Origin of the sequence: Candidatus Pelagibacter sp. HIMB1593 (genome assembly GCF_052047755.1) — a bacterium.
Taxonomy (GTDB): Bacteria; Pseudomonadota; Alphaproteobacteria; order Pelagibacterales; family Pelagibacteraceae; genus Pelagibacter.
In genome coordinates this window covers 722852-744927 of sequence record NZ_JBNAJK010000001.1, presented here as the reverse complement: position 1 = coordinate 744927, position 22076 = coordinate 722852, and the positions used below count along the sequence as shown (strand labels likewise).

Genomic DNA, 22076 nt, shown 5'->3' with positions numbered 1-22076 from the left:
AATTATTAGTAAGTTGCTCTACCACCGCTTAGATCGAACACTGCAGCTGTTGAGAAAGAGTTTTCTTCGCTTGATAACCAAGCAACTAAGGAAGCCAATTCCTCTACTTTAGCAAATTTATTTCTTGGTATTTTTGAAAGCATATAATTTATATGCTCCTCAGTCATTTGATCAAAAATTCTAGTTTTTGCGGCAGCTGGAGTAACACAGTTTACTGCAATATTTTTTTGTGCAAGTTCTTTACCTAAAGATTTAGTTAATCCTATAACTCCTGCTTTTGAAGTGCTGTAAGCACTTGCATTTGGGTTTCCTTCCTTACCTGCAATAGATGCAATATTAACAATTCTTCCATAATCATTCTTTAACATAAATGGAACAACTGCTTTGCAACAATAAAAGACTGCATTTAAATTTAAATTAATTACTTTGTTCCACTCTTCTATTGGATACTCTGCAACGGTAGTATTCATACCTGCTACACCTGCATTATTAATAAAGATATCGATTTTACCATGAGATTTTTCAACTTCACATAATTTTGAATTAATTGTTTCATAGTTGCTCACATCAACTATTTGATAAGTTAAATTTTCTGAATTTACTTTTTCTAGAGCTTTTTTAGCTTCACCTTCATCTATATCCCAAATTACTACTTTAGCACCAGACTCGATAAATCTTTCAGTGATAGCCAATCCAAACCCTTGGGCTCCACCAGTTACAATTGCCACTCTGTTATTTAAATCAAATTTAATCATAGTTTATTTTTTAATTTTTCTAGATCTTATTAATGGAAAAGCTAGAGCAATTAAAGATAAAATAAAGAATGTTAAAGCTATTGGTCTTGTGAAAAACATTAACCAATTTCCATCAAATATAACCAGAGATTGTCTTAGGGTACCTTCAACCAACTCACCTAAAATTAATCCAATTATAACAGGGACAACTGAGAAACCATATCTTCTCATAAAAAAACCAAGCACTCCAAAAAATAACATGATCCAAACATCAATTATAGATTGATTTAATGAATAGGTTCCACAAACTGAAACTGCAAAAATCATCGGCCATAATATTTTATTAGGTACCAATGTTATTCTTGCAAAAATTTTTGCACCGAAAAAACCAAATATAAAGAACAAAACATTAGCAATAAGCATTGCACCAAAAATTCCATATAAAAAATCAGGTTGCTCTCTAAACAAATCAGGTCCAGGTCTAACTCCATGTATAATTAATCCAGTTAAGATAACGGCTGTTGTTGCGCTACCAGGAATTCCAAGTGCAAGTGTTGGAACCATCGCACCGCCAGTAGCTGCATTGTTTGCAGCTTCTGCACCAGCAATACCTTCTATAGAACCTTTACCAAATTCTTCTGGTTTTTTTGAAAATCTTTTTGCCTCTGAATATCCGATTAAAGAAGCAACTGTTCCACCTTCTGCAGGCAACACTCCAATAAAAGAACCAATTCCACTAGATCTTAAAATTGTTTTCCAAGTTTTTTTGTAATCATCTTTACTTGGAAGTTTGATTGCTTTTAAAGCTATTCTGTTAAATACTTGATTAATTAAAGTTGATTGAGTTAACATTTCACTCATTGCAAATAAACCAACCACTACTGGTATAAAACCAATCCCTTCAGTTAACTCGTTAATTCCAAAAGTAAAACGATCAATTGATGTCATAAAATCTTTACCAACCGTTGAAATTAAAATTCCAAATGCACCTGCAATCAAATTCTTAATAGGGCTTCCTTCTCCAATTGATGCAAGCATCGTTAAACCAAAGATAGCTAATGCAAAATATTCTGGCTGTCCAAATTCATATGCAAGCTGAGCCAATATAGGTGCAAAAAAGACAAGTATTACAACACTAAAAATACCACCAACTGTACTTGAAACAGTAGCCATTCCTAACGCTCTTCCAGCTTCTCCTTTTTGTGCCAAAGGATAACCATCTAAACAAGTTGCAGCAGCAGCTGGTGTTCCAGGTGTGTTAATCAGAACTGCTGTTATCGCACCACCATAAGTACCTGCACAATAAATAGAAGTTAACAATACAATTGCTGACAATGGATCAAGTGTCATTGTAAAAGGCAAAATTAATGCACCACCAGTAGTTGGACCTAAACCAGGTAACACGCCTAAGATTAATCCAAACAATGTTCCAAAAAATAAAACTAATAATAGCTTTGAGCTAAATAATGGAGCCATCATTAATAATAAATTATCCATCTAGCTATAATAAATGTTAGTTATAATTCCAGGTGGAAATCTTAAACCTAAAATTGTTTCAAAGAAAATAAAGACAATCACTGGAAAAATTATTCCAACAAGAAATAAATAAAATATTCTTTTCTCTCCCCAACAATAAGAAACAAAAATAGATAAAACTGAAATTGCTAAAAAGAAATCTAAAGTTTTTGAAATAATTAAAAAAATCACAAAATTTGAAAGTGTTAAAAAGAATGATTTAGGTAATTTTTCTTGAACCTTCCAAGGATTTTTGGTTGCTAAATAATAGATCAATAAAGTCATAACTATTATTAAAACCAAAAGTGCTTTTGGAAATGTTGCAGGTTGTATTCCTCTATTTAAAATTGGAGGAACAATATCAAAGGTAAAAGTAGTGATTAATAACGCTACAGATATAAAAATAATTACAAAAGAGACTTTAAATTCATCTCTAAAAAAAAAGGGCAAACTTTTGTTTGCCCTTTTTTGTTTTTGTACATTCTTCATTTGCAAATGTACTTTTAATTAGATTAGTTAATGTAACCTAAAGCTTTTAGCTGAGCAGTCATTTCAGCAAGCATTTCTTCCATTTGCTTACCCCACTCGTCAGCACCAACTACACTAGTGTCATCAAGACCAATTTCAGTTAAGAAATTTTTGTAATAGTTGTGGCTCATAGCTTTCATCATTCCAGCTTCTAGTTGTTTAACTCTCTCTGCTGGAGCACCTTTTTTAGTTACGAAACCTCTAACAGTAGATAAAGAAACAGGAATTCCTAATTCTTTAGCTGTTGGAGAGTCTCCAATTTTAGCCATTCTATTATTTGCTAAAACAACTGATACACAAAGTTTACCTTCGTTAATTTCAGTTAATGCTTCACCTAAGTTTAAAACACCTACATCGATATCACCTTTGATAAGGTTAGTTTTAATTGGCGCTACACCTTTGTAAGCAACAATAGTTGGATCTGTTAATCCACCTTTTTTAGTAAATGCAATTGCACTAACGTCATCAATACCACCAGTGTGTGTTGTTCCATATTTTAGTGATTTTGATTTTTGCGCGCTAATGAATTTTTTAGCATCTTTAATTTCATTGTTACAGTTAACAACAAATAATTGAGGATCGTCTGTACCTCTTGCTAAAGGCTGCATATCGCTTAATTTTACTTTAGTTTTTCCTAAAGCCATTGATACTGCATGACCAGTAGTCCAAGTTAAAGTATGGTTACCATCTGCAGGTAAAGACATCATGTAATCCATAGATGCTGCTCCACCGCCACCTTTTTTGTTAACTAACTGCATATCTTGTTTAAGAACTCTTCTCGCTCTAAGTAACATCATTCTAGTAGTAACGTCAGTTCCACCACCAAAACCAGCATGAGTAATTGCTTGTATTGGATGTCCATCAGCTTTAGCTGAAGTGATCATTAATGGAAGAGCTACAACAAAAAATTCAGTTACTAAAAAAGCAGCTGCTAAAAATAGTTTAAAGCTTTTTTTCATTATTTCCCTCTTTAGTTTATTTAATTTATATATATAAGTTATATGTAAATATATAATCACATTCAGATATAAAACGTAAAGTAAAAAGTAAAAAATATTTGTTTAGATTCTATATATAATATCTATATATAGTTACACTTAGTAGTATTTAAAAAAATTAATGACACAAACAAAAGCTAATATTGCAGTTTTACTTGGTGATCCAGCAGGAATAGGGCCTGAGCTTATTTCAAAATTATTAAGTGAAGAAATAACTAATAAAGCAAATATTGTTGTTATTGGCGAAAAACAAATTCTCGAGAGTGGAAATAATGTAACTGGCAATTCTCACCAACTTGAAGTCGTAGAAAGTTTTGATCAAATTGATTTTAATAAATCAAACAGATTTTTATTAGATATTTCAAAAGGAAAAAACCATAAATATAAAATAGCTGAACCCTCAAAAGAATCAGGTGAAAGTGTTTTAGAGGCTTTAGATCTAGCACTAAATCTTGCTAAAGAAAAAAAAATTGATGCAATCAATTTTGCTCCAATGAATAAAACAAGTTTAAAACTTGGAGGAAACACTCATTCAGATGAATTACAATTAATGGCTGAAAAATTAGATGTAAAAAGTTTTTGTTGTGAGTTTAATGTTATAGATAATTTTTGGACTGCAAGAGTAACCTCTCACATTCCAATTAAAGAAGTTGCACAGCACATCACAAAAGAAAATATCTTAAAGCCTATTAAATTAATTAATGAAGTTATGGAATTAAATGGCGTAAAAAATCCTAGAATAGCAGTTCAAGCACTTAATCCACATGCAGAATTTGGTACTGAAGAAAAAGATGAAATTATTCCAGCAATAGAAGAAGCAAAAAAACTTGGATTTAATACAGATGGTCCGTTACCTTGCGATACATCTTTTGTGGTTGCTTATAAAAATAAAAATCATGATTGTATGGTTGGTATGTATCATGATGCACTTCAGTCTGGACTTAAAGCATTTGGTTTTGACAGAGGAGTTACAGTTCAAGGTGGGTTAACAGTTCCTGTAACAACTACTGCACATGGATCAGCTTTTGCAATTGCTGGAAAAAATGAAGCTAATTTAGCTCCAATTTTAAATTCATTTAAAATTGCTTTATCAATGGCTGAAAATAAAAAGAAGTTAAGTTAAGCCTTATATTAAACCAGCATCTACCGTAAAATTTTGTTTAGTGCATCCAGATGAAACATCTGATGCCAAATATAAAACCATCCTTGAAACATCCTCAGGTAATACTTGTTTTTTAAGACACTGTTTATCCAGAATTTCTTTTTTAAATTTTGGATTTAACCATAATTTTGACTGTCTTTTAGTTGCAACTGAACCAGGTGCAATTGAGTTTATTCTAATATTGTGTTGTCCTAAATCTCTAGCTAGAGATTTAGTTAAACCATAGATTGCAGCTTTTGCAGTACTGTATGCTGGAAACATTACGGCTCCCCTAATCCAACTAACAGAACCTAAGTTTATTATTGATCCACCTTTATTTTTAATCATACTTTTTTTTACTGATTGAATAGCAAACAAATAGTGCTTCAAATTTATTGCCATTCTGTCATCCCAGTATTTTTCAGTAACTTCTTCAAGTGTGTGCCTTTGATCATTGGATGCATTATTTACCAAAATATCAATTGGACCTTTTTTTTTAATAATACCTTGAATTAGAGTTTTGTATTTTTTTATATTTTTAATATTACAAAATTGAAAAGTAGGTATTTTTTGTTTTTTCTTTTTAATTTTAGAAATTAATTTTTGAGCTTCTTTTTTATCTATATCAAAAAAATAAACCTCAACACCTTGTTCACAAAGATGTTCAACTATTGATGCACCAATACCAGATGCTCCACCTGAAACTAAAGCACGTTTATCTTTTAAATCAAAATATTGAACTTTCATTAAAATAAAAAATTATGATTAGTTTAATATTTTTTTTATTTCTTCTAAAGTAAAAGGTTTTGGTTTCTTGCAAGTTGTCTTTATTTCTTGTGGAATACCTGTTTGAGATGCTCTCATAGTTGAATCTATTATATCTAAAACATGTAAAGAAAGCTCACCATTACATCTATGTTCTAAATTATTTTCAATTGCATAAGCCATCTCTGATAGACCAGCTCCTCTATAATTTGCATTTGTTGGAGATTCATTTGCTCTTGAGCTTTGACTTTTAATATTAATTTTTCCTAAAGGCATCATATCTGTTTTATGCTCACCCCAATTACCACCAGCAGTTACTGAAACAAAAGCAGATCCACCAAACATATTTGGATCAGGAACAATAATTGATCCTTTGTTACCATATAGCTCTATGTGGTTTCTTTGATGAGCAACTACATCAAAAGATAAAGTAATCTGTATGATGCAATCATTTTCAAATTGTATAGTTGCAAGATAAGTTGTTGGAGTTTCTACTTTAAATTTTTGACCTTTTTTTGGGCCTATCCCAATTTCTCTTTCTTCAAAAACTTTTGTACATCTTCCTTGTACTTGTTTTGCTGGACCAATTAAATTTACTAATGCCGTAAGATAATATGGACCCATATCTATTACGGGACCCCCTTCATTTTCAGCAAACCAAGGTTCTGGGTTTGGATGATAAGATTGCACTCCAGGGAAAGCAAAAATAGCATTACCTAATTTAATGTCACCAATTACACCGTTATCAATGAGTTCACGAGTTTTCTGAATGCCCCCACCCAAAAAAGTATCTGGTGCATTTCCAATATAAAGATTTTTCTCTTTAGCAAGTTCAACTAATTTTTTTCCATCTTCAAAGTTAACAGCCATAGGTTTTTCAGCATAAGAATGCTTACCATTTTCTAAAGCCATTTTTGAAACTTCAAAATGTGCACCAGGAATTGTAAGGTTTAATATTATTTCAATCTCTTTATCTTTAAGAAGTTCTTCAACAGTTACTGCTTCAATATTATAATGGATTGCACACTTCTTTGCTGTTTCCATATTGATATCAGCACATTTAACAATCCTGATATTGTTGAAATACTCTTGAGCTCTAAAATAAGTTTCTGAAATATGACCACATCCTATAAGGCCTACTTTAAATACTTTGTTCATAAAGGATTAAATACCTTGTCTTTGCTTGCTTCTTCCTTCTTTATAAAGTTTTAAAGCTTCTTCATTTTCTTTAGTAGTTGGAATTTCTAAAGTTGGGCTATCCCAAAAAGATGATCCTTCTACCCATTTATAAGCATGAGTTTTAATTGAAATAACATAAGTTACATCAGATGCTTTAGCTCTTTTAAATGCAGCTTCAAGATCTGAAATTGAAGTAACGTGTTCAGATTTTGCACCCATACTTTCAGCATGTTTTGCAAAATCTACATCAACTAAGCCGGGTGTGTTTGAGCTCTTCAATAAGTTATTGTACTCTTTTCCACCTTTGAATAATTGAAGTCGGTTTATAACTGCAAAGCCACCGTTATCACAAACAACTATGATCAGTTTATTTTTTGTAATCACTGAAGAATAAATATCAGTATTATTTAATAGATAAGATCCATCACCTACAAATGAGATTACTTCTTTATCTGGATTAGCCATCTTGATTCCTAATGCTCCAGATATTTCGTAACTCATACAACTAAAACCCCACTCTGTTTCATGAGTATTAAGTTCTCTTGGTCTCCATACTTGGATTACTTCACCTACCAAACCTCCTGCAGCTGTAACCGCAATATCAGTTGGATCAGAATTTCTATAAATAGCTCCAATTACTTGAACATAACTTGGAACTTCCTGATTAGTTGGAGCGCTCTCTTTATCTATATGTTCATTCCATGACTTAAGTTCTGTTTGAGATTTCTTGTTCCAATCTTCACCTGCTTTCCAATCACCTAAGGCTTGAGAAAGTTCAGTTAATGAAACTTTTGCATCTCCAACAACAGCTTGAGCCAAATGTTTGTTAGCATCATATCTTGATACATTGATTGAAACTAATTTGAAATTTTCGTTTTCAAAATTTGCCCATGATCCAGTAGTAAAATCAGCTAGCTTTGTACCTATTGCAATAGCAAGATCGGTTTGTTTTGCTAATGAGTTTGTATTTTTTCCACCAAGTCCTCCGATTTGACCTGCAAAATGAGAATGATCTCTCTTCATTGTTGAATAACCCATTACAGTTTGTGTAACTGGAATATTGTGTTTAATTGCAAACTGACTTAACTCTTCCATTGCATCTGAATAAAAAACTCCCCCTCCAGATATTATGATTGGATTTTTTGAAGATTTAATTTTTTCAGCTGCCTCTTTAATTTGAAATTCATCTGGTCTTGGTCTTCTAATTGTATGAACTTTCTCTTGAAAAAATTCTTCTGGATAATCAAAAGTTTGGCCTTGGATATCTTGGCTTAAAGCAATACAAGCAGGGCCACAATCAGCAGGATCTAACATTGTTTGAACTGCTATAGGAAATGATTGAATTATTTGTTCAGGTCTAGTTATACGATCAAAATATCTTGTAACTGGTTTGAAAGCATCGTTTGCAGTTACACTTGGATTGTTAAAATGTTCAACTTGTTGCAATACTGGATCTGGCATTCTATTTGCATAAGTATCACCTGGTAAAAATAAAATTGGCAATCTGTTACTCATCGCTACTGCTGCTGCAGTAACCATATTGGTTGCTCCTGGGCCAACAGATGAAGTAGCAACAAAAATTTGCTGTCTTCTTTTTGCTCTGGCATAACCTATTCCAGTTAAAGCCATATTCTGCTCATGATGGCCTCTATAAGTTGGTAATTCTTTTTGATTTTCCTCAAGTGCTTGACCTAAACACGCTACGTTTCCATGTCCAAAAATTCCAAAGACACCAGGAAAGAGTGGTTCTTTTTTGCCATTAATTAATATTTTTTGAGCAATTAAATATTTAACGATTGCATGTGCACAAGTTAGAGTGATTTTTTTCATAATTGGGTTTATTTTTTTTATGTATAATGTTTATATATATTTATATTTATAAATTAAAAAACCCAACTTAGTAAACCTTAAAAAATAAAAAATTATGTATAGCAAATTTGGACAATTCATTGATGGAGAATGGCAAGAAGCAGAAAAAAAAGAAACCTATGATGTAATCAACCCTGCAACAGAGGAAGTGATTGGAAAAGCATCAAAAGCATCGTCAGCAGATGTACAAAAAGCATTAAAGTCAGCTGAGAAAGGTCTTAAAGTTTGGAGTAACACTACTCCTTGGCAAAGATCATATGTAATTAGAAAAATTGCAGATCTAATGAGAGAGAAAAAAGATGTTCTTGCTAAATGGTTAACACTTGAAGTTGGCAAACCTCTTGCTGAAGGAGTTGGAGAAGTTGGCGGAGGAGCGGATATATTTGAGTGGAATGCTGAAGAAACAAAAAGAATTTATGGTCAAACTGTTCAAAGTAGATTTCCTGATACAAGAGTTCATGTTTATTATCAGCCAGTAGGAGTTGTGGCTGCTTTAATACCATGGAACTTTCCAATCATTTTAGCTGCAAGAAAAATTTCAACAGCACTAGCTGCGGGTTGCTCTGTAATTTGTAAACCAGATGTAATTACGCCTGGTGCAGTTATGGAATTAGTTAATATTTGTAAAGAAGCAGGTGTTCCTGATGGTGTAGTTAATTTATTATCTGGTGATCCTGCAGAAATTTCAAATGAACTATTAGAGTCTGATATTATTAAAAAAGTATCAATTACTGGTTCAACAAGAGTTGGAAAATTAATATTAAAGAAAGCTGCAGATAAAGTTCAAAGAGTAACTATGGAGCTCAGTGGTCATTCACCTTTTATTGTTTGTGATGATGTTGATATGAATAAAGTTGCAGATATTGCGATTACTGCAAAATTCAGAAACAATGGACAAGTTTGTATCTCTCCAAACAGATTTTATATCCAAGAAAATAAAAAAGACGAATTTCTTGGAGCTTTTATGGATAGAGCAAAGAAATTAAAAATCGGAAATGGTATGGATGAAGGAACTATCTTAGGTCCTTTAACTACTGCAAAAAGATTGGATGAAATTGAAAAACTAGTTGAGACAACAAAAAATGAAGGGGCCGATGTTTTGATGGGAGGAAAAAGACCTTCAGGTTTTAACAAAGGTTATTTTTATGAGCCAACTGTTTTTGATAATGTAAAAGACGATTTTACGATTATGAGAGAAGAGCCATTTGGTCCTCTCGTACCCGTTCTTACATTTAAAACATTTGATGAAGTTATTGAAAGAGCAAACAATAACGACCTTGGTTTGTGTAGTTATTTGTATACAAATAACATGGATCAAGCGAACAGAGGTTCTGAAATGTTAGAGTCTGGCTGTGTTGCTGTTAATACTGGTGCAGTTGCTGTAGCAGAAGCTCCTTTTGGTGGTATCAAACAAACTGGTTATGGACGTGAAGGTGGATCAATGGCGATCAAAGATTATCTAAACGTTAAATACACCCACATGGCATTAAAGGTATAATAATGAGAAAAAATAAAATAAAACAAATGATGAAAGACGGTAAGCCCGTCATTAATGGTTGGTGCGCAATTCCAAGTACTGCATCTGCAGAAGCAATGGCACATCAAGGCTGGGATTCATTAACTATAGATATGCAGCATGGTTTAGTTGATTACAGTAATGCACTTCCAATGCTTCAAACAATTTCAACAACGGATGTCACTCCACTTGCTAGAGTTAATTGGAATGAGCCAGGACAAATAATGAAAATTTTAGATGCTGGTTGTTATGGAATTGTTTGTCCAATGGTCAGTAATAGAAAAGAAGCTGAAAATTTTGTTCAGGCATGTATGTACCCACCTGATGGTTATAGAAGTTTTGGTCCTGTTAGAGGATTAATTTATGGTGGTGCAGATTATGCAGATCACGCTAATGAAGAAATTCTTAAATTAGCAATGATAGAAACTAAAGAATCTTTGGAAAATTTAGATGAGATAATGTCTACACCAGGTGTTGATGGAATTTATATTGGACCGGCAGACTTAAGTTTGGCAATTGGTGAAAAACCTGGATTTGATCGAGCTGAAACAACAAAGGCTTATTCAGAAATTTTGAGAATTCTAGAACATGCAAAGAAAAATAATATTTTTGCAGGAATTCACAATGGTACAACAGAATACGCAACTAAGATGATTGAAAAAGGTTTTGATTTTGTAACGATAGCTTCTGATTTAAGAGCTTTAAGTGCTGGTGCTAAAGCAACTGTTGATAAGATGAAAGGTTCTTTGTCTAAAAAAGACGACGACGCTACTTATTAATCAAGTTGATTTAAAAATTCTTCAAACTGATTTTTATCTAAATTAGAGGATTGTTTCTTACTTGGAAACTTTCCAGCCATAGAATCTTTTTTAAATGCTTTAAGCGCTTTAACTCTTTCAACTTTAATTTCATTTCTAAGTTTTAATAAGTTTCCATAAGCTTTAGAATGTCTTGGAGGATTTTCAGTATCGCCACAAATATCTTCCATAAATAAATACATCACATCTGCATTTCTTCCAGATCCTAAAGAAACAGTAACAATATCTGTTCGTTTAGAAATTTCACCCATTACGTTTTCAGGTATTACTTCACACTCGGCAGAAAAAGCTCCTGCATCTTCTAATCTTTTAAATTTTTGAAATAACTCATGAGCCTCATTTGCTGTTTTACCAACTGCTCTAAGTCCACCAATCCAAGTTGATTTTCTTGGAACTAGTCCCAAGTGACCCATAACAGGTACATCTTCCTTTGCTAGCATTTCTACTATATCCATACTTCTTGGCGTCATCACTGCATCAGCACCATTTTCTAAAGCTTTGAACGCTCCACGCATAATATCATCTGCTGTAACAAATTCGTTCAAAACTAAAGCTGCGGTTAAAAAAAGATTTTTGGACCCTTCCCTAACTGGAATAACATTTTTAGCGTTAGCAATAATCATGTCAAAGCCAGCTTTTTCTGCAGCAGCAGCCTCATCAACAGTATTCGCGGTAACTTGAGTAAATTTTCTTTTTCCTTTTGCCGCTTTTAAATCACCTACTGTAGTTGATCTTTTGGCTGGTTTTGCAGCCCATGTGTATACATTCTTCATTAAATACCTTTATAAAGAACGTCTCTTCGATCAATAAATTCCTCAAAAGTCTTAATGGTAACAACTGATGGTAAAATAAAAATTGATCTTTTGTCCTTTTCGTTTCTAATAATTCTAAAATAACCTTTTTTGATTGCTGTATCGATATAAACATTAGAAGTTAAATAAGATTTCTCTATAACTCTCAATAGTTCATTTTTTGTAATAGATTTATTTTTATAATAAGCAAGCATTACCATGTGCAGCATAATCCAATGTTGAGGTGTCAGAGAAAACCAATTTAATAAATCATTTGCTAACCTTCCCTCAAAATCTCCAAGTGAAATTTCAGCTAATGTAATTCTTTTCTGAGTTGATTTTGAAATTTTTTTCTGTTCTTCAAAATTTTTTGGATACTTAAACTGTCTTTTCATTTAAATAAACTTAAACTTATTAAGTTTTCTATTCAATACTATTTTTGCTTAGTAGTTCTTTATAAATATTATTCACTCTATGAACTTCTGAAGCTGTATTAAAATATCCTTCATATTCTATTTCATCTGGTGTTACATCAAAATGGTAATGACCAGCATCTTTATCGTCTTCATAAGAATGAAAATGTGTATGTTCACCAGACTCCCTTAAATTCAATTCTCCTCCTGTAGGATCTCCAGTCCAAAGTACTGTATAACACTGCAATTTTGGACCAACAGGTTCGTAAAATTGAAGAAAATCTTTTACACACTTCATTTGTTTTGGATCATAGTATTCATGTGTAATATCTTTGTAATCTGGTTGAACATGAGATCTTACTTTACCTTCTAATATTCTAAATACACCTGCGATAGCAACATGTTCATTTTCTTTAAGATTTAAATTATTTGATAATGAGGACCTCATTGCTTGCGGTAGCGAACCTTGATCTCCTGATCTACCTTTAATTTTTATTTTAATTACTTTTCCTTGTTTACCATCTGTATAATAAATATTTCCAAGTCCTCCATGTTTTCGTGCGCTATATTTTTCAACAATACATTTTTTATCAGGACTTACTCTTGCAATTATAGATCTAGACTCGTCAGTAATTAAATTTTCATTAATTACTAATTCTCCACAGTGACCATCCAAACACGACATTGCACCAGATCCAGCACCTAAAGCATAAGATTTTTCTGATCCAATCATTTTAGAAATTTCTTGGTAATCAAATTCAGCACCAATAAAATTAGGATCATGCATGTATGGCTCACCACCAACATCGATGATTTTTTGATTGCCACTCATCCCTTCAGATGGACAATCCCATTCACGAAGATTAGGACAATCTACAACTTCTACTTCAACATTTTTAAAATTTTCTGAGAGTCCTTTTTTTAATGCACTCGCTATATCTTCAAGTGAATGATTTGTGAAAGTTCCTTTTTCTATTTTTAATTGCATGATGTTAATAAGCTATAATTTATTTTGCATATTGTCTATAGATAATATATATAATTTCTATACATAAATAATTTAAAAAAGGTAACGATGATAAATAAAGATTTAAAAGTAGCCGTATTAGGTGCAGGTGCAATGGGATGCCTGTTTGGAGGATTGCTAGCTGAAAAAGGTTTAAATGTAACTTTAATTGACGTTTGGAAAGAACATGTCGATGCGATAAATAAAGATGGTTTAAAAATAGATGGTCACGGAGGCGATCGTATAATTAAAGTTAATGCTACTTCTGATCCATCATCGTTAGATAAAATGGATGCAGTGATTGTTATGTGTAAAGCAACTGCATTAGAACCAGCTCTAAATAGCATTAAAAATATTATCGGAGAAAAAACAGTTTTCATGTCTTTTCAAAATGGAATTGGTCATGAAGCAATAATTCAAAGTATCGTTGGAAATGAAAAAGTGATCGGTGGAACAACAACACAAGCTTCAAATATTTTAGGACCAGGTCATATAATGAACCATGGCGCATTGCCTTCATGGATTGGTGAGTATGAAGGAGGTATAACAGAGAGAATTACAGAAATAGCTAATACTTTTACCGCACATAATTTAGAAATGATTGCAGCTGAAGATGTAAAAAAAAGAAAATGGATGAAACTTTTTGCTCTAACAGCAATTGGTCCTCTTTCAGCTATATTTGATCTACATCACACCGATCTATACGTAAATAATAAAGCTAATGATGTTTCAAGAGGGCTTGGTAAAGAAATCATTTTAGAGACAAGAGAAGTAGCGCTTGCTGATGGAGTTAATGTTTCTGAAGATGAATGTCTATTTATGTTCAATAAAATTGTAGATTCGATGCAAACTAATAAATCTTCAATGGCTTTTGATGTTCAATACAAAAGAAAAACAGAAATTGATTTTATAAGTGGTGCTGTTTCTAAAATTGGAAAAAAACATGGAGTAAAAACGCCTTTAAATGACCTGATGTATAAAATGATTAAGGTTAAAGAAGGTATGTATAGTTAATGCTTAAAATCAATCGATTAAAAAAAATTAAAAGTAATTTTCCTGTACTAGTTGGAGAAAAGGTTGTTGAAAAAAATACGTGTAATTTATTAATTGATGAGATTAGTAAATCTAAAGCTTTTGACGACATGATTATGGGTGGTCGAAGCAGAATTAATAAAGGCTCAAAAAATTTTAATAACTATATTAAATCTTCAAATAATTCTGCAAAACTCTTCAAACTTTTTAATAGCAAGGCATTTTATAAAAAAATTGAAACTCTTTTTTCTAAAAACTTTAAAGATGGGTCTTGGACAAACACTCACAAACCAAAAATATTTAATCAAAAAAAATTTACTATTAAAAAGAAATTAAATTCAAGTGAATTAAAAAAAATGTTAGGAAACAATTACACTAACCCAAAAGTTAATTTAGATATTGATTTTTCGGTTTCTAAAGGAGGATACAGATTACGTCCTCATAGAGACGATATTACCAGATTGTATAATTTCTTAATTTATCTAACAGATATTCCCAAAAAAAATGGAGGATCACTTACAATTTATAGAAAAAAATCAAAGAAAAATTTAAGAAAAAGTTTCAGACGATTTCCAAAAATGAGTGAATTAGAAATAGTAAAAGCATTTACTCCAAGGAAAGGAACTGTGGTATTTTTTCAATCTACACCAAATTCTTATCACGGAGTTAAACGTTTTATAGAAAAAAACTGTCCAAAAAGATTTTTTATTTATGGAAGTTATGCACTCAATAAGCCAGTTATTTGGAATTATAAAGGAACAGCTTACTATCCTCACATCATCAGCACAAAGAAAAAAATGTTAACTTCTTTTCATGATGCAAACTATTTAACAACTGCTCCTAAGAATTGATATTGTTAAAAAATTCTACTAGGTTCTATTAATGGCAAATAATCTACAAAAGAAATTATTTGAACAAGGATATTTGAGAGTAAAAAATGTTCTTAACTATGAAAGAGATTTAAAACCAATCCTTAATGACATGGAATTTGTGATGGATTGTTTAATCCAAAAATTTGCAAAAAAAAAAGATTTAAAAAAAGTTCTTAATTTAGATTTTAAAAAAAAATATTCTTATATATCAAAATTAAAAATTGATGATTTAGATCAATATTTTAACACTAGATTGCCAAGAGATCACGTTAAGAAAGATAGTGATTACTTTGCTACTCAATCTTTATGGAATTTAATTACTAATAAAAATATTTTAGATGTTGTTGAAAAAATTTTGGGAAAAGAAATCATGTCTAATCCAGTTCAAAATACTAGAATTAAACAACCTGAAAAAAAATTACCAAAAGGTTCAATTTTAGACGGTTTAAGTGGAAGAACACCTTGGCATCAGGATGCTGCAGTTCTCAGTCCTAAAGGGCAAAAATTGACTGACATGGTTACTGTATGGATACCTTTTACAAAAACTACAAAAAAAAATGGGTGCATGATTACTGTTAAGAAAATTAATAAAATGGGATTATTAAATCATATTGCTGGTTATAGAGGCCAAGTAGAAATTAAAGACAGTAAATTACTGGATAAAATGCAGCATATTCACTTAGAGGCAGACGTTGGAGATGTAATTCTTTTGCATAAACATTCAATTCACTGCTCCTTACCTAATAGATCAAATGATTTTAGAATAAGTGCAGACCTTAGATACAATGTAGCTGGTCAACCTTCTGGGAGAGATCCACTTCCAAATTTCTATGTAAGAAGCAAAAATAAAAAAAATCTTAAAATTCAGAATTTTAAACAATGGTTAGCTCTTTGGGAAAAAGCAAAAGAAAAATGTATTCCACGTAAATATGCCTTTAAATATCCTTTGCCAACGTTTAAGAATAGTAAAAGAGATCTTTCAAAATTATTATAAAAATTAACAAATGAATTCAGTAACTACCCGTGTCTACTCGGTAGACTTTTTTTTAGCAATTCTTGGCTATTCCTTATTTGTTATCATGGACTCTATAGCAAAAGAATTGACAAATTATTATCATGTAACACAAATAATATTTATTAATTCTTTATCGGCATTACTGCCAATTTTACTTTACACGCAAGTTAGAAATTCTTGGAAAAAAATTAAGACTAAAAACTTTTTTGTACATTTGGTTAGAGCAATAACTTTAATAATTTCAATGGGATTATTTTTTCTTTGTATAAATAAACTTCCACTTACAACCATGTATAGCATCATCTTCTTTACACCCTTTGTATTAACAATTGGATCTGTAATTTTTTTAAAAGAAAAAGTAAGTTGGAGAAGATATACGGCAATATTGATCGGTTTTATTGGAACGATAATTGCAATTAACCCTTTTGGAAAAGAAATAAATAATTATGTGTTATTAGCATTATTGATACCAATTTTTGGGTCTGTAGGTCATTTATTGGTTAAAAAATATGGTCAATCAGAAAGCGTGTATTCATTTTTAATAATTGGGAAGTTAATTTTAATTGTGATTTCTGGTGTGATTACCTTTGAGCTTTATATTCCAATGACTAAAACAGATTTTTTTTTAAATTTTAATGCAGGTTTATTAAGAGGAATGGGAATGATTTTTATTATAAACTCTGCTCGACATCTTCCTGCCTCAATATTTGCAAATACACAATATGTTCAATTATTAATTGGTGCATTGATTGGTTTTTATATTTTTAATGAAATCCCTACTTGGAATATTTATTTAGGAAATGTTTTTATAATTGGAGCTGGAATTTATATCGTTTTAAGAGAGATAAAACTTTCTAGAAATATTGTTTCAAATTCAATAAGACCAACAACAATTTCAATAAAAAAGTAAGTTATTCAATTTAAGTTAAAAATATATATAAGTAAGTATGGCTAAAATCTTAATAACAGAGTTTATTAACCAAGACAGTTTAGATGATCTAAATAATACTTTTGAAATCAAATTTGATGAAAAGCTTTGGGAAAAAAAAGAAGAACTTAAAGAAATTATTAAAGATTATGATGGTTTAATTGTCAGAAATAAAACTCAAGTAACCAAAGATATTTTATCTAACGCTAGTAAATTAAAATTTATAGGAAGACTGGGTGTTGGTTTAGATAATATTGATACTGAATTTTGTAGAACCAAAAATATTCATGTCCAACCTGCAACTGGTATGAATGCAGACTCTGTAGCTGAATATGTGATTTCATCTTCTATGTCTTTAATAAAAAAAATTCCTATGTTTCATTATCGAACGATCAAAGGTGATTGGCCTAGAACAACTATTAAATCCTCTGAAATAAATAGAAAGTCTATTGGAATAGTGGGTTTTGGTACCATCGGCAGAAAAGTTGCTGACTATAGTTTGAAAAATGGACTGAATGTTTTGGCTTATGATCCTTATATTAAAAAATTAGAAGATAATGAAAAAAATTATAAATTATCTTCATTAGAAGAAGTATTTAAAAATGCAGATATTATTTCTTTACATTTACCATTAACAGAAGAGACTAAAAATTTAATCAACAAGTCTTCATTCTCTAAAATGCAAAAACAGCCAATTATAATCAATACTTCTAGAGGTAGTGTTGTAAATGAGAATGATCTTATAGATGCTTATGATCAAAATCTAATTTCAGGATTTGCATTAGATGTGTTTGAAAATGAACCTATTAAAAAAGATTTATACGAAAGAATTACATCTGAAATGAATTGTATTTTAACTCCTCATATTTCAGGTGTTACTACAGAGTCAAATATTAGAGTTAGCAATTTTATAGTTAAAAAGGCAATTGATTTTTTTAAGTAATTATTTCGTTTAACTTAACTACTCTTCCAAGTTTAATTGATGTCTCAGCAGCTTCTCCAACAGCAACTGCAATTAATCCATCATTCAAAGATACCTCTGGCTTTAATTTATTTTTTACTGCATTTATAAAGGCTAAATGCTCATAATAAGTTGATCCATGATGATGTCCTGCTTCAAGTATTTTTGGATCTACACTAACACTTTCTTGTTTTGTTTTTCCATCTCTCATACCAATTCTTACATCAGAAGTAGTTTTCCCAGACTCGTTTGAAGGAACTGAAGTTTCAATTTTACCAATATTTCCTGTTGCGGTTAACTCTTCTTGCATTTCAGAATTTTCAGCAAACATACAAAGCTCAAGCATACTTCTAGAACCATTCTCAAAATTAACAATTACGTAAGCATTATCAATAATATCTGGTTTTTTCCCATCATACTCTTCATCTAAGTGATTTACATCTTGTCCCCCACTCGCATAAACACTTACAGGTTCACTCTTAACAATAAATCTCATCAAATCAAAAAAATGACAACACTTTTCAACTAAAGTTCCTCCAGTATTTTTTTCAAATCTGTTCCAGTCATTTACTTTTTTTAGGAAAGGAAATCTGTGCTCTCTTATTGTTAATGTTTTTAGATCACCAATTGTTTTGTTGTGAATTTCTTTGATAAATTTTGAAACAGGAGGCATGTACCTATATTCCATTGCAGTCCAAAATACTGATGGATAATCCTTAGTAAGTTTTTCTATTTCTAAACAATCTTTTGTCTTAGTACACAAAGGTTTTTCAACCAATATGTGTTTCTTAGTTTGAATTACATCTTTTAAAATTTGAATATGAGTAAAATTAGGAGATGAAATTATATAAACATCAACTAAATTTTCTTTAATCAAATCTTGATGATTTTCAAAGCAAACAACTTCCTTTTTGAGTAGTTCTTGACATTGTTTCAAAGATTCTTTGTGAGGATCTGAAAGAGCAACTACCTCAGCCTCGTATATCAAAGATAAATTTAAAATATGTTCTCGAGCCATCGTGCCAGCTCCAATTATTCCATATTTAATTTTTTCCATATTTATTATCTATCAGTTTAATTAAATAAATTTAATCAATTGTTAATCCACTTGGTACTTTTTCTGGTTTACCGAGTGGTCTTTGATTTCCACTTTTTCCAGTTAGAGATTGTAAAAAAGAGACTAATTGATCAATTTCTTTTTCACTTAAATCTATTGGTTTGATATCTATACTTGAAATAATTCTATCCTGTTCTCTTTTGTCAGAAAAAGTCACAAAATCTATTTGTTCTAACCATGGAGCATTTGGTAAATTTGCATATTGAGGTTTCCAATTTTTGTTCATAGTTACTGGATTTAAATGATGTTTAATTATGCCCTTAAGTGTTGGATAAGCACCATTATGACCATAAGGTGCCGTTAAAGAAACATTTCTTAGAGCGGGTGTTTTAAATTTATACATGTCATCCACATCATCTGTTTCAACCATTCTTCCAACATCACGTGCATAAGGATCAAATGGTCTGGTTCTGCCTGGTCCAAATTGTGGAATACCTATTGAGTGAAATTTTTGATCAGACAATAAAGACCCTGAATGACATGAGCTACAATTAGCTTTACCATAGAATAAATTCATACCTGCAATCTGATTTGAATTTAAAGCTGATTTATTTCCGTTTAAATATTCATCAAATGGAGAGTCAAAGGATGTCCATTCATGAATTTCAAAAGCTGCAATTGAGTTTACTATATGTGTAATATTTATGTCTAAAGCATTATCAACATCGTCAAAAGCATGTTTAAACATCTCAATATATTCAGGAACTCCTCTTATTCTATGAGTAATCACAGGCCAAACTCTATCAATTCTCATACTATCTTTACCGACTTTTGAAACCAGTCCTATAATTTCATTTTCACCTGGATTTCCAGCCATTTCAAATTGTCTTGTCATTGGAAATAAAGCTTGTACCGCTACTATATTATCAAGACCTTTAGGAAGCAGTTCTTGTGCTGGGGTATTAAAACCATTTCCAAATATATCAGATTTAGTCACTCTACCATCATGAAGTAATGTGGTAATATCTTTAAATCCTAAATTCCATAATGCTAAAGCATTTCTTGGAATACGTTTTTTAATTTTATCATCCCCTGATCCAGCTGTTCTTTCTAATCCAATACCATGTCCACCTTCACCAATTCCTAATGAAAGTCCATCAGACCCTCCTAGGTCATGGCTATGACAAGTTGCACAAGCAATATTACGATTGGCTGATAAAATTTTGTCATGAAATAAAAGTCTTCCTATTTTAACCTTTTCCATATCAACTTTATGAAAATCATTACCTGTTAAAGGTTTTGGTAATTCAATTGAATATGTTTTGTTTGCTGAAATTAAAAATGGAATTATAAATATTAATATTTTTATATGTTGAGATACTTTTTTATAATTTTTTTTATTCCATCCATAGTTTTTGCAGAAATTGAAAATGCTAGAGATTTGATGGAAGCTGGAAAATTTCAAGAAGCTATGGAAGAGTTGATGCCAGCTGCTCGATCTGGAAATGCAGATGCTGAAGAACTTATTGGAATAATGTATGCAATGGGCCTTGGAGTTGAGCAAGATGATGTTAGAGCTTTTGAATGGTATCTTAGATCTTCGATGAAAGGTCATCCTGGTGCTCAATCGGGTGTTGGGTGGTATTATGAAATCGGTAGAGGACTTCCTGCCGCTGATCTTGTTAGAGCTTACATGTGGTATGGTTTGTCTGCTATTGGAGGCGATCCTGATGCTGCGATTTCTCAAGAAGAAGTTGTTAAAAAAATGACTCCTGAACAAATTGAAAAAGCGCATATACTTATTAAAGATTACAAAGCTTGGATTTATCCGTTTAGGTAATGAGGCGAATAATTAAATCCGCCCCATCATTAAATTAAGATTATAAGTCTTTGTCGTATGCACTTGATGCTTTTTTCTCAGCATCAGCAACTGCACTTGTTAAAGCGTCAAAGATTTGTCCTCCACCTTTAACATTTGACTTAAACCAATCATAAACTGGACTAGCAGCTTTTTTGAAGCTAGCTTTTTGTGCTGGAGTTGGAACATATAAATCTCCACCACCTGCTACAAAGTCTTCATATGCTTTGATTGATTTTCTTTTTGGAGATGCAAATGTAGCTTGCTGCAATGCATAAAATCCATCCGTAATAACTTTCTTAAGTTCTTTTGGCATAGATTGATATTTTGCATTGTTCATCCACCAAAGTGCTCCCATGTATGCATGACCGTCTAAAGTAACATATTTTAGACCTGCATCTGGAAACTTCATATTCATGATGTCAGTTATTCCATTTTTAGAACCTTCAACTACACCTGTTTGAAAAGATGTAAATAATTCTGGCCATGGAATAGGAGTTGGAGATGCACCTAAAGCTCTAACAAGCTCTTGAGGTAAGTCAGCTACAACAGTTCTGATTTTTAGACCTTTCATATCTGATGGTTCTGCAACTCTTCTTTTAGTGTTAGCAAAATTTCTCCATCCACCAGTATTTCCGATAGTCATTAATCTTATTGTGTCGCCTGAATCTTTAAGAGCCATTTGTCTCATAGTTCTTACAAAATCACCTTGCATAACATCTTCAGCAATTCTGTCGTCTGCCATTAGATATGGTAAATCTAAAACTTGAACGTATGGGAATACACCAGCTGCTCCTCCAGAAGTAGAAATGTAAACATCAATGCTTCCATCTGAAACACCTTGTAAACATTCTGCTCCTTTAGAACATAACTGTGTACCTACAAAAAGTTCCACAGATATTTTTCCATTTGATGCTGCTTCAACATAGTTTTTAAATACTACTGCACCATCATAGTCTTCATCTTGATCATTGGAGTTCATTGTCATTCTTAAATTGTAATCAGCTGCTGAAACAGAAGCTGTAAAACTAATTAAAAATAAAAATGAAAAGAATGATTTTATTAATTTACTCATTATTT

The 22076-nt window shown here is 31.5% G+C and carries 22 protein-coding genes; 9 read left to right on the top strand and 13 right to left on the bottom strand.

What is annotated here, in order from left to right; all coding sequences use genetic code 11:
* Nucleotides 1-5: 5 nt before the first annotated feature.
* Genes ACTTA0_RS03830 through ACTTA0_RS03815 form a run of 4 tightly spaced genes read right to left on the bottom strand, consistent with a single transcriptional unit; the run spans nt 6 to nt 3736 of the window.
* A complete protein-coding gene (locus ACTTA0_RS03830; RefSeq protein WP_440676153.1) occupies nt 6-755 on the bottom strand; it encodes an SDR family NAD(P)-dependent oxidoreductase in 750 nt (249 codons plus the stop codon).
* Between the two features lie 3 nt (nt 756-758).
* Entirely contained in the window at nt 759-2231 is a 1473-nt protein-coding gene (locus ACTTA0_RS03825) for a tripartite tricarboxylate transporter permease (protein ID WP_440633985.1), read from the bottom strand.
* The gene (locus ACTTA0_RS03820) at nt 2232-2738 is read right to left on the bottom strand and encodes a tripartite tricarboxylate transporter TctB family protein (protein ID WP_440676152.1); all 507 of its coding nucleotides are present in this window, start codon (nt 2736-2738) and stop codon (nt 2232-2234) included.
* A gap of 23 nt (nt 2739-2761) precedes the next feature.
* Nucleotides 2762-3736 carry a Bug family tripartite tricarboxylate transporter substrate binding protein gene (locus tag ACTTA0_RS03815; RefSeq protein ID WP_440614563.1) on the bottom strand — a complete coding sequence of 325 codons (975 nt, stop codon included), beginning with the start codon at nt 3734-3736 and terminating at the stop codon, nt 2762-2764.
* A gap of 160 nt (nt 3737-3896) precedes the next feature.
* Here ACTTA0_RS03815 and ACTTA0_RS03810 point away from each other — a divergent pair, with 160 nt between their 5' ends.
* Nucleotides 3897-4898 (top strand): 4-hydroxythreonine-4-phosphate dehydrogenase PdxA, encoded by a 1002-nt coding sequence (locus ACTTA0_RS03810; RefSeq protein ID WP_440676151.1) that lies wholly within the window; start codon nt 3897-3899, stop codon nt 4896-4898.
* A gap of 3 nt (nt 4899-4901) precedes the next feature.
* On the opposite strand, the gene ACTTA0_RS03805 is transcribed toward ACTTA0_RS03810, so the two are convergent.
* Genes ACTTA0_RS03805 through iolD form a run of 3 tightly spaced genes read right to left on the bottom strand, consistent with a single transcriptional unit; the run spans nt 4902 to nt 8690 of the window.
* Nucleotides 4902-5663 carry an SDR family NAD(P)-dependent oxidoreductase gene (locus tag ACTTA0_RS03805; protein ID WP_440676150.1) on the bottom strand — a complete coding sequence of 254 codons (762 nt, stop codon included), beginning with the start codon at nt 5661-5663 and terminating at the stop codon, nt 4902-4904.
* 18 nt (nt 5664-5681) lie between these two features.
* A complete protein-coding gene (locus ACTTA0_RS03800; RefSeq protein WP_440676149.1) occupies nt 5682-6839 on the bottom strand; it encodes a Gfo/Idh/MocA family protein in 1158 nt (385 codons plus the stop codon).
* Nucleotides 6840-6845: 6 nt separating this feature from the next.
* Complete coding sequence (iolD, locus tag ACTTA0_RS03795) at nt 6846-8690, bottom strand: 3D-(3,5/4)-trihydroxycyclohexane-1,2-dione acylhydrolase (decyclizing) (protein WP_440614575.1); 1845 nt, start codon at nt 8688-8690, stop codon at nt 6846-6848.
* Nucleotides 8691-8784: 94 nt separating this feature from the next.
* On the opposite strand from iolD, the gene ACTTA0_RS03790 reads away from it, so the two are divergent.
* Both ACTTA0_RS03790 and ACTTA0_RS03785 read left to right on the top strand, forming a co-directional pair.
* Entirely contained in the window at nt 8785-10227 is a 1443-nt protein-coding gene (locus ACTTA0_RS03790; RefSeq protein WP_440676148.1) for an NAD-dependent succinate-semialdehyde dehydrogenase, read from the top strand.
* A 2-nt stretch (nt 10228-10229) separates the two neighbouring features.
* Nucleotides 10230-11024 carry an HpcH/HpaI aldolase family protein gene (locus ACTTA0_RS03785; protein ID WP_262589470.1) on the top strand — a complete coding sequence of 265 codons (795 nt, stop codon included), beginning with the start codon at nt 10230-10232 and terminating at the stop codon, nt 11022-11024.
* Here the strand turns inward: ACTTA0_RS03785 and ACTTA0_RS03780 are convergent.
* Genes ACTTA0_RS03780 through ACTTA0_RS03770 form a run of 3 tightly spaced genes read right to left on the bottom strand, consistent with a single transcriptional unit; the run spans nt 11021 to nt 13255 of the window.
* Entirely contained in the window at nt 11021-11836 is an 816-nt protein-coding gene (locus ACTTA0_RS03780) for a 3-methyl-2-oxobutanoate hydroxymethyltransferase (RefSeq protein ID WP_440676147.1), read from the bottom strand. The two genes, ACTTA0_RS03785 and ACTTA0_RS03780, sit on opposite strands and share 4 nt — an antisense overlap.
* Nucleotides 11836-12249, bottom strand: a complete 414-nt coding sequence (locus tag ACTTA0_RS03775; protein WP_262589473.1) for a MarR family transcriptional regulator — start codon at nt 12247-12249, stop codon at nt 11836-11838. Before ACTTA0_RS03775 ends, ACTTA0_RS03780 begins: the two co-directional genes overlap by 1 nt.
* 28 nt (nt 12250-12277) lie before the next feature.
* Complete coding sequence (locus ACTTA0_RS03770) at nt 12278-13255, bottom strand: DUF1907 domain-containing protein (RefSeq protein WP_440614579.1); 978 nt, start codon at nt 13253-13255, stop codon at nt 12278-12280.
* Between the two features lie 87 nt (nt 13256-13342).
* Here ACTTA0_RS03770 and ACTTA0_RS03765 point away from each other — a divergent pair, with 87 nt between their 5' ends.
* The 5 genes from ACTTA0_RS03765 to ACTTA0_RS03745 are packed head-to-tail and all read left to right on the top strand — an operon-like array spanning nt 13343 to nt 18063.
* Nucleotides 13343-14287 carry a ketopantoate reductase family protein gene (locus ACTTA0_RS03765; RefSeq protein ID WP_440676146.1) on the top strand — a complete coding sequence of 315 codons (945 nt, stop codon included), beginning with the start codon at nt 13343-13345 and terminating at the stop codon, nt 14285-14287.
* Nucleotides 14287-15156, top strand: coding sequence for a 2OG-Fe(II) oxygenase (locus tag ACTTA0_RS03760; RefSeq protein ID WP_440614581.1), 870 nt, complete (start codon nt 14287-14289; stop codon nt 15154-15156). The genes ACTTA0_RS03765 and ACTTA0_RS03760 overlap by 1 nt, the downstream gene beginning before the upstream one ends.
* A gap of 31 nt (nt 15157-15187) precedes the next feature.
* Nucleotides 15188-16171: a phytanoyl-CoA dioxygenase family protein gene (locus ACTTA0_RS03755; protein WP_440614582.1), complete on the top strand. Its 984-nt coding sequence runs from the start codon at nt 15188-15190 to the stop codon at nt 16169-16171.
* A gap of 10 nt (nt 16172-16181) precedes the next feature.
* Nucleotides 16182-17102: a DMT family transporter gene (locus ACTTA0_RS03750; RefSeq protein ID WP_440676145.1), complete on the top strand. Its 921-nt coding sequence runs from the start codon at nt 16182-16184 to the stop codon at nt 17100-17102.
* A gap of 37 nt (nt 17103-17139) precedes the next feature.
* Nucleotides 17140-18063: a hydroxyacid dehydrogenase gene (locus tag ACTTA0_RS03745; RefSeq protein ID WP_440614584.1), complete on the top strand. Its 924-nt coding sequence runs from the start codon at nt 17140-17142 to the stop codon at nt 18061-18063.
* On the opposite strand, the gene ACTTA0_RS03740 is transcribed toward ACTTA0_RS03745, so the two are convergent.
* Nucleotides 18056-19138, bottom strand: coding sequence for a Gfo/Idh/MocA family protein (locus tag ACTTA0_RS03740; protein ID WP_440676144.1), 1083 nt, complete (start codon nt 19136-19138; stop codon nt 18056-18058). The two genes, ACTTA0_RS03745 and ACTTA0_RS03740, sit on opposite strands and share 8 nt — an antisense overlap.
* 31 nt (nt 19139-19169) lie before the next feature.
* A complete protein-coding gene (locus ACTTA0_RS03735) occupies nt 19170-20402 on the bottom strand; it encodes a cytochrome-c peroxidase (RefSeq protein ID WP_440676143.1) in 1233 nt (410 codons plus the stop codon).
* 105 nt (nt 20403-20507) lie between these two features.
* Here ACTTA0_RS03735 and ACTTA0_RS03730 point away from each other — a divergent pair, with 105 nt between their 5' ends.
* A complete protein-coding gene (locus ACTTA0_RS03730) occupies nt 20508-20978 on the top strand; it encodes a tetratricopeptide repeat protein (protein ID WP_440614587.1) in 471 nt (156 codons plus the stop codon).
* Between the two features lie 40 nt (nt 20979-21018).
* Here the strand turns inward: ACTTA0_RS03730 and ACTTA0_RS03725 are convergent, their stop codons facing one another.
* Entirely contained in the window at nt 21019-22071 is a 1053-nt protein-coding gene (locus tag ACTTA0_RS03725; RefSeq protein ID WP_440614588.1) for a TRAP transporter substrate-binding protein, read from the bottom strand.
* Between the last annotated feature and the right edge of the window lie 5 nt (nt 22072-22076).

Coding starts and splice junctions, on each gene's coding strand:
- ACTTA0_RS03830 (WP_440676153.1), bottom strand. CDS start 755: ATGATTAAATTTGATTTAAATAACAGAGTGGCAATTGTAACTGGTGGA.
- ACTTA0_RS03825 (WP_440633985.1), bottom strand. CDS start 2,231: ATGGATAATTTATTATTAATGATGGCTCCATTATTTAGCTCAAAGCTA.
- ACTTA0_RS03820 (WP_440676152.1), bottom strand. CDS start 2,738: ATGAAGAATGTACAAAAACAAAAAAGGGCAAACAAAAGTTTGCCCTTT.
- ACTTA0_RS03815 (WP_440614563.1), bottom strand. CDS start 3,736: ATGAAAAAAAGCTTTAAACTATTTTTAGCAGCTGCTTTTTTAGTAACT.
- ACTTA0_RS03810 (WP_440676151.1), top strand. CDS start 3,897: ATGACACAAACAAAAGCTAATATTGCAGTTTTACTTGGTGATCCAGCA.
- ACTTA0_RS03805 (WP_440676150.1), bottom strand. CDS start 5,663: ATGAAAGTTCAATATTTTGATTTAAAAGATAAACGTGCTTTAGTTTCA.
- ACTTA0_RS03800 (WP_440676149.1), bottom strand. CDS start 6,839: ATGAACAAAGTATTTAAAGTAGGCCTTATAGGATGTGGTCATATTTCA.
- iolD (WP_440614575.1), bottom strand. CDS start 8,690: ATGAAAAAAATCACTCTAACTTGTGCACATGCAATCGTTAAATATTTA.
- ACTTA0_RS03790 (WP_440676148.1), top strand. CDS start 8,785: ATGTATAGCAAATTTGGACAATTCATTGATGGAGAATGGCAAGAAGCA.
- ACTTA0_RS03785 (WP_262589470.1), top strand. CDS start 10,230: ATGAGAAAAAATAAAATAAAACAAATGATGAAAGACGGTAAGCCCGTC.
- ACTTA0_RS03780 (WP_440676147.1), bottom strand. CDS start 11,836: ATGAAGAATGTATACACATGGGCTGCAAAACCAGCCAAAAGATCAACT.
- ACTTA0_RS03775 (WP_262589473.1), bottom strand. CDS start 12,249: ATGAAAAGACAGTTTAAGTATCCAAAAAATTTTGAAGAACAGAAAAAA.
- ACTTA0_RS03770 (WP_440614579.1), bottom strand. CDS start 13,255: ATGCAATTAAAAATAGAAAAAGGAACTTTCACAAATCATTCACTTGAA.
- ACTTA0_RS03765 (WP_440676146.1), top strand. CDS start 13,343: ATGATAAATAAAGATTTAAAAGTAGCCGTATTAGGTGCAGGTGCAATG.
- ACTTA0_RS03760 (WP_440614581.1), top strand. CDS start 14,287: ATGCTTAAAATCAATCGATTAAAAAAAATTAAAAGTAATTTTCCTGTA.
- ACTTA0_RS03755 (WP_440614582.1), top strand. CDS start 15,188: ATGGCAAATAATCTACAAAAGAAATTATTTGAACAAGGATATTTGAGA.
- ACTTA0_RS03750 (WP_440676145.1), top strand. CDS start 16,182: ATGAATTCAGTAACTACCCGTGTCTACTCGGTAGACTTTTTTTTAGCA.
- ACTTA0_RS03745 (WP_440614584.1), top strand. CDS start 17,140: ATGGCTAAAATCTTAATAACAGAGTTTATTAACCAAGACAGTTTAGAT.
- ACTTA0_RS03740 (WP_440676144.1), bottom strand. CDS start 19,138: ATGGAAAAAATTAAATATGGAATAATTGGAGCTGGCACGATGGCTCGA.
- ACTTA0_RS03735 (WP_440676143.1), bottom strand. CDS start 20,402: ATGGAAAAGGTTAAAATAGGAAGACTTTTATTTCATGACAAAATTTTA.
- ACTTA0_RS03730 (WP_440614587.1), top strand. CDS start 20,508: ATGTTGAGATACTTTTTTATAATTTTTTTTATTCCATCCATAGTTTTT.
- ACTTA0_RS03725 (WP_440614588.1), bottom strand. CDS start 22,071: ATGAGTAAATTAATAAAATCATTCTTTTCATTTTTATTTTTAATTAGT.